The organism is Maribacter sp. (assembly GCA_020629415.1).
GTDB lineage: Bacteria > Bacteroidota > Bacteroidia > Flavobacteriales > Flavobacteriaceae > Maribacter > Maribacter huludaoensis.
In genome coordinates, this window is the sequence record JAHDDL010000051.1 from 1 (window position 1) to 9,161 (window position 9,161).

Here is a 9,161-nt window from a genome sequence, read left to right on the forward strand (position 1 = left end):
ACAAAGACTGCTTAAATCTGCAAGCATTTCTTGCCCTTGTACGTTTACAGGACCAAAATTGATAGTCACTGTTAAAATTCCTCCTTTTTGTTCTGCCGTAAATGTTTGAAAATTCTTGTATTCCATAATATTGAGTTTTTGGTAAATATTGTTCTGTTAGTATTACAGTACAAAGTTACCTAGGCACTCAAGCTTTGGATAAGTAAAAAACAAAGGGCTTTTAGTAAAAAAAGAGGTAAATGGTAATTTATTGGGAAATACCTGCCTTATAGGCACCAATAGTCATCCCCTTATAACTTTGGAAGGTCTTGTTAAGGTGACTAGAATCTGTAAAGCCTAATTCCATTGCAATCTCTGAGAACTGCAGATCGGTATATTTTAATCGGGTTTCTACCAGTTTTAATTTGTAGTTAAGAATGTATTTTTTTAAAGAAACATCGGTATGTTTTTTAAAGTATTCACTAATATAATTGTCCGCCATATGAAACTCTTCTGCCAAGTTTTTGGTGGTAAGCAATTCTGAATTGTAAATATTAGCGTGAATAAAGTTGATGATTTGCTGAATTTTAGACGATTCAACAATTTTAGTACTCATATCGGCATTTAAAAACTGAATGTTACGCGCAATTAAATGAAGAATTACAGAAAGTGAATTTTGAATGATAAACAGGTCGTATGATTTCTTTTTATCGTTTTCAGCAGCCACCATTTTTATCAATGAAAGTAAATGTATTTTGTCCGATTCGGTTTCAAAACGCATTTCACGTAATTGATGACTTTCACTATTTAGAATCCCTTCAATTTTACGAAACCAATCGTTCACAGGAAGATTTGCATTTTGCGGTGCATCTCCCTTAAAAAAGCTTTTCAAGAATTTAATGGCAATAGTAGTAGTTGCCGATTCCGGATTTACGATGTAAATATCATCTGGTACAAAAACAAAAATGCTGTTAGCCGAATAGTTTACTGTTTTCTCATTAATCTTTATGGTGCCGCTACCCTTTTCAAAATACACAATCTCAAAAAACCTGATGGTAGTATACTTACAAAATTCAAAAAAAGTTTGGTCTTTGTATTCCTGAATTACAATATTTTCGATAATGGTACGTGGCATAGGGCATAAAAGTACTATATAATTTTTGCTTCGGTTTCAAGCGCTAAAAATTTATGGATGTCACTAACTACAATAGACCCTTCACCTACTGCCGAAGCTACGCGTTTAACCGACCCGGAACGCACATCTCCAACAGCAAAAAGTCCGGGTAAACTGGTTTCAAAAGTGTAAGGTTTTCTATGTTTGAATACCGATTCGCCATTTAAAGCATTGTCGCAAATAGTGAGCCCTGTATGTACAAAGCCTTTAGCATCTGTGTCTATAATATTGTCTAACCACTCCGTACACGGTTTTGCGCCAACAAATGTAAATAGGTAATTAATGTTGTTTTCTACTAAAGCATCGTTTTGTTTGATTTCTACCTTTTCCAAATACGTATCGCCTTCAACCTTAACGACATTACTACCCGTTAAAACTTCAATATTATCACATGCGAAAATTCGCTGCACAAGGTAATCGCTCATTTTTGCGCCAATATCCTCGTTTCTGATGATTACATATACTTTATGCGCATGGCTTGCTAAAAACAATGCCGCCTGACCTGCGGAGTTGCCACCGCCCACAATACCTATTTCGCTGTTTTTACACATATTGGCATGCATTGAAGTGGCACTGTAGTACACTCCGGAACCTTCAAATTTTTCAATACCTTCCAAAGGCAGTCTTCTATACGCGGCACCTGTTGCGGCAATGACCGTTTTAGCCTTTAATATAGATGTGTTGTTAGAATTAACTTCGTAATAGCCTTCTTTGCGCGCTATTCCCTCTACCCTATGAGGCACGGATATGGTACAACCAAACTTTTGTGCCTGTATGTAGCCATTATTGGCAAGGTCACGTCCTGAAATTCCGGTAGGAAACCCTAGATAATTCTCAATTTTAGAACTTTTACCGGCTTGACCGCCAGGGGAATTACTGTCTATGGTCAACACTTTCAAGCCTTCTGAAGCGGCATAAACACTAGCAGCCAAGCCAGCGGGACCAGCACCTACCACTAGAACATCATAAATATCATCATCCAATTGCAACCGAACACCGGTACACGTACCAATTTCATCTATGGATGGGCGAACGGAAATCTCATTCTGACTATTGATCAAAACAGGCAGGTCAGACTCTTTTAAATTGAAAGTTTCCAATAACTGCACCAATCCGTCTTCCTTATCCGAATCAATAAAATTGTACCAAATATCATTCTTATCCATGAAATCACGGATAGCGTAGGTTTCATTGGAGTGTTCAGAACCAATTAGCTTAATACCCTGAACATTGTTTTTCAGCGCGTCTTCACGCAACAAAAATGCATTTAGAAGTACATCGCTAATATCACTGAATTTGGCAATGGCACTTTTTAGGTTTTCAGGACTTATTCTTATTAGCTGCGTATTTGCTAAGGTTTCACCGCAAACCCCAACGGCTCTGTGTGAGAGAATACTACTTGAACCTGAGAATTGATGCCTGGTATGAATGGCAATATTTTCATCTTTTTTATCAGGGTCTATAATTTTGATTTCGCCAGTAAGCACCACAAAAAAATCATAATGCCGGTCTCCAAAATCCAAAACGACCGTTGGCTCTTTATAGAACTCTATTTCACCGTACTTCTTAAGTTTTTCTACCTGAACATTGGTTAATTCAGGAAATTTTGGGTCGATCATAATTGGTTTGGTTTAATAGGTTACAAAAGCATTATCAAGATAACACCAAAACCATTTTTCATTAGGTTCTGCCGAATTTATAACCGGGTGCTTAGTTGCATGAAAATGGGCCGTAGCATGTTTATTTTTAGAATCGTCACAACAAAGTGTTACACCACATTCTTGACATGTACGCAAATGTACCCAGCCATAGCCATGTTTAATACATTCCTCACAAACACGCTCAGTAGCAGTTTTGATGTTGGAAATGGCCTTTATGTGGTCGCAAGATTTTTGCTGCATAATTTAAATCTAAACCTTTGTTTAAATACTTTTAGCTTAAACTGGCACGTAACATCCAAGCCATTTCTTCATGTTCTTGTAACAGTCCAGTTAAAAAATCGGCAGTACCAACGTCACCAAAATCTTCTTCTATTGTAGGGATGATTTTTCTCATTTCTACAATAATGGTATCATGGTCGGCTAACAAGACTTTCATATAATTACTGCTAGAATTGTCTCCTTTTATTTCTTCCGATAAATGTGTTAACTGCAAAAATTGTTTTAAAGTTCCAGGGGCATAATGACCTATTTTTCTAATACGTTCTGCAACACCGTCAATATATTCCTTAATTGCATTATAATGCTCTTCAAAAAACACATGTTTGGTGTGAAAATCAATACCCTCTAAATTCCAATGTGCTCTTAAAGTTTTGGTATACAACACATATTCATCAGCCAATATAGTGGATAAATGCTCTGCAACCTTTGATCTGTTTTCCTCGGTAATTCCAATATTTGTTTTCATTTCTTTAAATTTTATGTTCTACATTTCATTAAACTGATATTTATAAATTTAAAGAAAGAACTTTAATAAAACCATTAATTATCAAGTAGTTAATAGCCTATTTGAAATTATATTTGACCCTTTTAACATTTTAATCTTGTTAAATGCAAATCTGTTATGACTAAGGGTTAAGAATTTTTCAAGAAAACTATTTTTTGATTAAGTGTTTGAGTCTGTACATTCTTATGACCAAAACAAGGAAGCTTTTTATCTCTAATACAATTGAAAAATCAGCATATTACCCGTTTATTTAACTTCAAATACGCCGTTGCCTCTTATATAAATAACTGTTTCTTTTTTTGTTAAAATTTTTGATGTAGCACCATTTTGCGCTCCAAAATAAGAACCAGGTTGTAACTCGTTTTTAGAATCTTCGTTAGAAAACTGATGTGTTATTTCACCAGAAATAATAACCGCTCTAAAGTTTGGGCTTAAGTTTTTTATGCTTCCGCTAAAACCGGCTGGCAGTTTTACAAGCGCGGCACGTAGCTGATTTTTTTCGTGACTTCCCCATAAAAAGGCAGTTTGAACATTACTCTTTTCTGAAACCCATTGGATGTCGTTAGCATTTAACCAGACCAAGTTTGTTTTATCCACATTTACAGGTCTTTCGCCATTATCAAAAGCTTCAGATTTAGGTTTCACCAAATACGGACCTTCTTGAATGTCTAAAAACGCCATATTTTCTTCACCGTCAGCAGCAGTAATATGCGCTTCTCCTGCTGGTTGTTGCCAATAAGAACCTGCTGGCAGCCATTGTTTCTCGGCATTTTCATCATCATTATGTAACAATCCCTTAATTACTACACCTCTATAGGTTATATTGTGAATATGCGGTGGTGATGAAAATCCTTTTTTGAATTTCACCAAAAATCCCGCTGGTTCGTTTTTAGTTCTGTCGCCCCAAAGTTTTCCTGCAGCCGGACTTTTATCGCCTCGCAAAGGGTTTAACCAACCCCATTCTACATTATCTGCGGTTACCACTTCATTTACAGACTTAATGTCGTCAGTTGTTGGTGTTTGCGCGTTTGAATATGCCGTTATTGCTATTGCAAATACAAGAAGTATTGTTTTTTTCATTTTGATATGTTTTAATATTTCTATCAATAGTGTTTTACATTGCTTCATGTAGAATGGCAAACATGTTCCCAAATTCTCGATACTTTTTTATTTCCATGGTATTTCAATAAAAACACTCGAAGTGACATTTATGATAATGGATTTAAAATCCTTCTAAAACAATTTTGCCTTTTGCTTTTCCGGTCTCTAAAAAAGCGTGTGCTTTTCTAAGATTTTCAGCATTTATAGTCCCGAAGTTTTCTCCCAAAGTGGTTCTAACTGTTCCATTGTCTATAAGCTCAGAAACTTCATTTAAAATGTTATGCTGCTCAATCATATCATCGGTCTGGAACATAGAGCGCGTAAACATTAGCTCAATGTGTGTAGATACCGCTTTGCCTTTAAAAGGCATCACGTTTAACGATGTTGGGTCATCTATAAATCCGAATTTCCCTTGTGGTTTAATCAGTTTAGCAATTTCATCTACGTGATGTTCAGTAGCATTTAAACTCACCACATACTCTGGTGCTGGCAAGTTATATTTATCAAATTCCTCGCTAAGCTTATTTCTGTGATTAATTACCGTATCTGCACCCAATTCTTTTAACCACGAAGTTGTTTCTTCTCTAGAAGCGGTACCAATAATATTCAATTTGGTAAGCTTTTTAGCCAGTTGCACCAAAATAGAACCCACGCCACCAGCAGCACCAATAACCAAAATAGATTTGTTGGCATCATCTTTAGAAACCTCTAATCTGTGAAACAGCATTTCGTAAGCTGTAAGCGTGGTTAGTGGTAAGGCAGCGGCTTCTGCAAATGATAAACTTGCAGGTTTTTTACCTACTATACGTTCATCAACCAACTGATATTGGGCATTACTACCTTGTCGGTTTAAATCACCGGCATACCAAACTTCATCACCTACTTTAAAAAGAGATACATCTTCTCCTACTTCCTTAACAACACCTGTAGCATCCCAACCAATAATACTCCATTCTCCATCTGGAGCTGGTCTGTTGGCTCTAATTTTATAATCTACTGGGTTTACCGAAATGGCCCTTACTTCAACTAAAATATCTTTGCCAGCTGCTTTGGGTGTTTCAACGTTTATGTCTTGGAGCGAATTTACATTTTCAATTGGTAAATTCTCTTTGTATCCTATTGCTTTCATAAATGTGATTTTTAAGTGAATTTGTCCTTATTTCCAAGTTACAATATCATCAAAATTTCTTCGAGACTTAGGAAACTCCGGGTCTGCTTTTCTGTACCCAAAGGCTGCCATAAAAGCTAGTCCGTATTTATCGGTATCAATTCCAAATTTCTCTTTTAATAAAGCCTCTGCTTTTTCTTGATGAAATCCTTCAATTGGGCAAGAATCTATACCTGTTAATGCTGCTGATGTCATCATATTGCCCAATGCAATATAGGTTTGCTTAGAAGACCAATCGAAAAGCTTTTTATCCGTATCTAAGTTAAAATCGCGCTCCTGAAATTCTCTGTAAAATTTAGAGTATATTTCTATAACTTCGGCAGGCATTTGTTTTACCTCTTTCATCATATGCTCTATATAAGTTGCGTTATGCTTTACCATAGGCGCTTTCATTGCTAAACCTAAAACAAAGTGACTGGCAGTATCTAATTTTAAAGGCGCGCCCCAAGCAACAGGTTTTAACAGCTCTCTTAACTCTTTATCTTGTACCACCACAAAATGCCAAGGTTCAAAACCAAATGAACTAGGCGATAAATGTGCCGTTTCTAAGATGAATTTCATATCCTCGTCAGAAATGGTCTTTGTAGCATCAAATTCCTTGGTAGCGTGTCTGTAATTAAAGGCGTTTAGTATGTCTTCTTTGGCAATATTAGGTGTGCTCATTATATATATTTTATATCTATTGTTTAATTTTAAAACAAAGATATATGAGTAGCCCAGTATTTTATTGGTACAAAAGAAGGTGATGTATGTACAAAAAGAGGTTTTCCAGGGTTTAAATATTAAAATTTCGCCAAAAAAAAGCCGTAAACCAATATAAATACTGGTTTATAAACTAATTATTAGGAATAAAACCTTTTTTGTTACTGTTCTAGTTGGTAAGCTCCGTCATTTTATAAGCAGTAACATTTTCTAACTTATCTTTAGAAGCAATTCTATATGCCGCAATATGGTCACTTTGAGAATGTTTGGTTAAATATTCTTGATTAACCCATTTTTCATGAAATAGGAATAAGTTTGGGTTATTGTTATCTTGGTGTAAGTCATAGGCAATACAACCTTCCTCTCCTCTAGTAGGACTAATAAGTTTAAGCAATTCAGCTTTTATTTCTTTTCTATATGCTTCCTTTACAAGGATATGTACTACTAAGGTTAAATAGGATTTCTTCATAATATATCTAAACTGTTAACTACTATTTCGTATAAATATAGAGAATGAAGAATAAAAGATCAACCAATCCATCTAAAGGTTAGGTTAATTCTTGGGGGAATTATTTTTGAAGTTTTAGGGATTTTATGTTTCCAATTTTCTTGTGTAGCGCCTTGCATCAATAAAAGGCTGCCATTAACTAATGGGATGTCAACTCGTTTTAAATTTGATCGTGATACGTGCTTTAATTGAAAAGGTCTGGTAGCGCCAAATGTTACCGAGGCTATCACAGTGTTATTACGTTGTTCTCCTTTATAATCTTGGTGCCAATCAACACTGTCTTTGCCGTCACGATAATAATTGAGCAAGCAACGTGTAAATTTAATATTGACCTCCTTTTCTATTCGGTTCTTTATGAATAACAATTCGTCATTCCACGGAATAACTTTATTCTTTTCTGTAGAGGTAGCATCTTGGCTTTTCTCTCCGTACCAAGCTGTTAATCTTGGGTAATCAATTAATTTACCATGAATGATAATCTTATCCTGTTGCCAAGGCGTATTGTTTACTAGGTTGTGATATAGCTTTTTGCTTTCTTGATTATTAAAGTATTTTTCAAATAAGATAATTTCTGCTCCCGGCAAGTCAAAAGTAGTTTTACGTACTTCATCAGTTGAAAATAAACTGGTTTGATTAAATAAATCCAATAGAATAACAAATTTTTAATGGTAATCTTCTTGCAAAGATATTTACTTTAAGTTACAACTATAAGTAATAGTAACGGTTTAATTTGTATAAATAAAGGTTTTGTTAGGTCAATTTTATTTCATTTCACCTATTTTAGTCTGTAAATTACTGAATAACTAAAAAAAAATGCAGGTATTAGAAGCACATAAACCTTTTGAAATACAAGAAATTGAATTGACTAGTTGGAAGCAACGCCCGGTGAAGAACAATTTTTTTGAACTGGTATTAATTAAAGAAGGTGAAGGTACCCAGTGCATCAACTACAATGATTATGCCTATGGCAAGAATAGTATGTTTTTGTTACCTCCCTTAAAGTGCCATTCTTTTACTATAGAAAAACCTACGCGTTTTGTTTTTTTAAAGTTTACCGATTCGTTTTTTAAAAATGCGAATAGGATAACTATTGATAGAAATGAATGGTTTAAAGAAGCGTCTTACATATTATCTAACTACAATCAATTGCCAGGCGATATCATTAAGAATGAAATGGATCGCAACTATCTAGAAAATTTAATAGGTATGATTCTTCAAGAGTCTAGAAACTATGGAGAAGAATCTATAAACTTGGTCACTAGTTTAATGACGAGTATTTTAGAAATTTTGATTCGCAATATTAAAAAGAGCAATTATTTTGAATTGCCAAAGAACCAAGTTGATGATCGCATCACTAAAATGCTCACCTATATTAATACTCATATCGATAAAACGGAATTATTAAAGGTCGAAAATTTAGCCAAGGTATTTAACATGTCGCCCACCTATGTAAGTGAATATTTTAAAAAACAAGTTAGTATGTCTTTACGGGAATATATAATCAAGGCAAAACTGAAATTGGTAGAAATTCGCCTTTTAAATTCAGATTTCACCCTTACCCAAATAGCAGATGATTTAGGTTTTACAGATGTAAGTCATCTTTCAAAAACCTTTAAACGTTACACAGGCTCATCTATTCGGGATTTTAAAATTAAAGGCGAATATATGTTATTGAAAAGAGCAACTTGTATACCCGCTGTGCATACTTAAACTAATTGTTCCATTTTTTTAGATTCTCTGATAAGGGCACTTGCCAAAACCGTTGTGGCATCAATAATTAAACTGTTTTCTATTTTTTCATATTGTATGGCTAACGCAATTTCGGTACAACCTAATATTACCGCTTGGGCACCTTTTCTAGATAAATATGTGGCTGCCATACTCAAATTTTCTTTTGCCTTTTGGTGAACAGGATTGGAGAAAGCCTTTATATCATAACTAGTATCATAAATTGACGGATGCACAAATAAATCTTGAATATCTTCAGAAGGTTGTATTACCTCAATACCGTATTTTGATAGCACTTCAGGATATACTTTTGCCAAAATGGTACCGGTACTTCCCAATACACCTACCCTAGTAAT

11 protein-coding genes are annotated in these 9,161 nt (G+C 34.8%); 1 reads left to right on the top strand and 10 read right to left on the bottom strand.

The features are described from left to right. Positions 1-247: 247 nt before the first annotated feature. The 9 genes from QZ657_RS15425 to QZ657_RS15465 all read right to left on the bottom strand — a co-directional run bounded on the left by QZ657_RS15425 (position 248) and on the right by QZ657_RS15465 (position 7,724). Positions 248-1,114 (bottom strand): AraC family transcriptional regulator, encoded by an 867-nt coding sequence (locus QZ657_RS15425; RefSeq protein WP_291968003.1) that lies wholly within the window; start codon positions 1,112-1,114, stop codon positions 248-250. 14 nt (positions 1,115-1,128) lie between these two features. Next, positions 1,129-2,772, bottom strand: a complete 1,644-nt coding sequence (locus QZ657_RS15430; RefSeq protein WP_291968004.1) for an FAD-dependent oxidoreductase — start codon at positions 2,770-2,772, stop codon at positions 1,129-1,131. A 12-nt stretch (positions 2,773-2,784) separates the two neighbouring features. Next, positions 2,785-3,054 carry a UBP-type zinc finger domain-containing protein gene (locus tag QZ657_RS15435; RefSeq protein WP_291960838.1) on the bottom strand — a complete coding sequence of 90 codons (270 nt, stop codon included), beginning with the start codon at positions 3,052-3,054 and terminating at the stop codon, positions 2,785-2,787. Between the two features lie 31 nt (positions 3,055-3,085). Next, positions 3,086-3,559 carry a Dps family protein gene (locus QZ657_RS15440; RefSeq protein WP_276472475.1) on the bottom strand — a complete coding sequence of 158 codons (474 nt, stop codon included), beginning with the start codon at positions 3,557-3,559 and terminating at the stop codon, positions 3,086-3,088. Between the two features lie 285 nt (positions 3,560-3,844). Further along, positions 3,845-4,678: a DUF4437 domain-containing protein gene (locus QZ657_RS15445; RefSeq protein ID WP_291968005.1), complete on the bottom strand. Its 834-nt coding sequence runs from the start codon at positions 4,676-4,678 to the stop codon at positions 3,845-3,847. Between the two features lie 142 nt (positions 4,679-4,820). Continuing rightward, complete coding sequence (locus QZ657_RS15450) at positions 4,821-5,828, bottom strand: zinc-binding alcohol dehydrogenase family protein (RefSeq protein WP_291968006.1); 1,008 nt, start codon at positions 5,826-5,828, stop codon at positions 4,821-4,823. A gap of 27 nt (positions 5,829-5,855) precedes the next feature. Further along, entirely contained in the window at positions 5,856-6,530 is a 675-nt protein-coding gene (locus QZ657_RS15455) for an NAD(P)H-dependent oxidoreductase (RefSeq protein WP_291968007.1), read from the bottom strand. A gap of 208 nt (positions 6,531-6,738) precedes the next feature. Further along, a complete protein-coding gene (locus tag QZ657_RS15460) occupies positions 6,739-7,038 on the bottom strand; it encodes a putative quinol monooxygenase (protein WP_291968008.1) in 300 nt (99 codons plus the stop codon). 59 nt (positions 7,039-7,097) lie between these two features. Beyond that, positions 7,098-7,724, bottom strand: a complete 627-nt coding sequence (locus QZ657_RS15465) for an alpha-ketoglutarate-dependent dioxygenase AlkB family protein (RefSeq protein WP_291968009.1) — start codon at positions 7,722-7,724, stop codon at positions 7,098-7,100. A 166-nt stretch (positions 7,725-7,890) separates the two neighbouring features. Here QZ657_RS15465 and QZ657_RS15470 point away from each other — a divergent pair, with 166 nt between their 5' ends. Next, positions 7,891-8,787, top strand: a complete 897-nt coding sequence (locus QZ657_RS15470) for an AraC family transcriptional regulator (RefSeq protein WP_291968010.1) — start codon at positions 7,891-7,893, stop codon at positions 8,785-8,787. On the opposite strand, the gene QZ657_RS15475 is transcribed toward QZ657_RS15470, so the two are convergent. Continuing rightward, a partial coding sequence (locus tag QZ657_RS15475) for an aspartate/glutamate racemase family protein (protein WP_291968011.1) occupies positions 8,784-9,161 on the bottom strand: 378 nt, incomplete at its 5' end. The genes QZ657_RS15470 and QZ657_RS15475 overlap by 4 nt on opposite strands.

Bases quoted from the DNA above. Each gene is read 5' to 3' on its own strand.
- QZ657_RS15440 (WP_276472475.1), bottom strand. From the start codon at position 3,559: ATGAAAACAAATATTGGAATTACCGAGGAAAACAGATCAAAGGTTGCA.
- QZ657_RS15430 (WP_291968004.1), bottom strand. From the start codon at position 2,772: ATGATCGACCCAAAATTTCCTGAATTAACCAATGTTCAGGTAGAAAAA.
- QZ657_RS15460 (WP_291968008.1), bottom strand. From the start codon at position 7,038: ATGAAGAAATCCTATTTAACCTTAGTAGTACATATCCTTGTAAAGGAA.
- QZ657_RS15450 (WP_291968006.1), bottom strand. From the start codon at position 5,828: ATGAAAGCAATAGGATACAAAGAGAATTTACCAATTGAAAATGTAAAT.
- QZ657_RS15445 (WP_291968005.1), bottom strand. From the start codon at position 4,678: ATGAAAAAAACAATACTTCTTGTATTTGCAATAGCAATAACGGCATAT.
- QZ657_RS15435 (WP_291960838.1), bottom strand. From the start codon at position 3,054: ATGCAGCAAAAATCTTGCGACCACATAAAGGCCATTTCCAACATCAAA.
- QZ657_RS15425 (WP_291968003.1), bottom strand. From the start codon at position 1,114: ATGCCACGTACCATTATCGAAAATATTGTAATTCAGGAATACAAAGAC.
- QZ657_RS15470 (WP_291968010.1), top strand. From the start codon at position 7,891: ATGCAGGTATTAGAAGCACATAAACCTTTTGAAATACAAGAAATTGAA.
- QZ657_RS15455 (WP_291968007.1), bottom strand. From the start codon at position 6,530: ATGAGCACACCTAATATTGCCAAAGAAGACATACTAAACGCCTTTAAT.